Below are 833 nucleotides of genomic sequence, written 5' to 3'. Positions count from 1 at the left end.
TGTCGACGTTCACGTTTTTCCCGGCCCGTTCGTTCACGTAATTGGGCAGGTGGTGGGTCCTGGGTGATGTTCTACCCGACCTCCTTGTTCTGTGTCTTGGGTTCGTGGTTGCCGCGGGGGCGCTTGTTGGGCCGGTAGGACGGGCCGTTCATGAACACTTGGTGGCTGGTGTTGATGAGGCGGTCCAGGAGTGATTCGGCGACAACGGGATTCGGGAACAGTGGGTACCAGTCGACGGGCGATCTGTTTGAGGTCAGGATCATGGAGCCGCCGGTGGAGGTGCGTTCGGAGATCAGTTCGTAGAGGTCGTCGGCTTGTGTGGCGGTGAGTTCGCGCATGCCGAAGTCGTCGAGGATCAGCACCGCGGGCCGGACGAACTCGCGCAACCGTTTGTCCCAGGTCCGGTCGGCGTGACCACCGGCCAATGTCGCCAGCAGCCGACTGGTCTTGGTGAACCGGACCTCGGCGCCTTGACGGATCGCCAGGTGTCCGAGACCGTGGGCCACATGCGTTTTGCCCACGCCGACGGGCCCGTACAGGACCACGGACTCGCCGACCGGCAGCCAGCGCAGCGCCGCGAGGTCGCGGATCTGCGCGGCGGGCAGTTTCGGGCTGGCGGCGAAGTCGAACTCCTCCAGGGTGAGTTGCTGTTCGAAGTGGGCGCGGCGGATCCGGCGGGCGATCGACTGCGCATCACGGCGGGCGATTTCGTCGTGGCAGAGGACCTGCAGGAACTCGATATGCCCGAGGTCACCGGCGCGGGCTTGGGCCAGGCGGGATTCGAGGGTCTGCAGCATCCCGGATAGCTTCAGCGTCCGCAGCGCTTGTTCCAG

Annotated in this window: 1 protein-coding gene; it reads right to left on the bottom strand. The window is 65.2% G+C overall.

Annotated elements, in window-relative coordinates:
* Window positions 1-71 precede the first annotated feature (71 nt).
* Window positions 72-833 (bottom strand): IS21-like element helper ATPase IstB (gene istB, locus IU459_RS37360; protein ID WP_440446565.1); only part of this gene is annotated, 762 nt, incomplete at its 5' end.

The organism is Nocardia amamiensis, assembly GCF_015477605.1.
Lineage (GTDB): Bacteria > Actinomycetota > Actinomycetes > Mycobacteriales > Mycobacteriaceae > Nocardia > Nocardia amamiensis_A.
The sequence above is the reverse complement of the archived record's forward strand: the minus strand, read 5'-3'. Positions and strand labels throughout refer to the sequence as shown.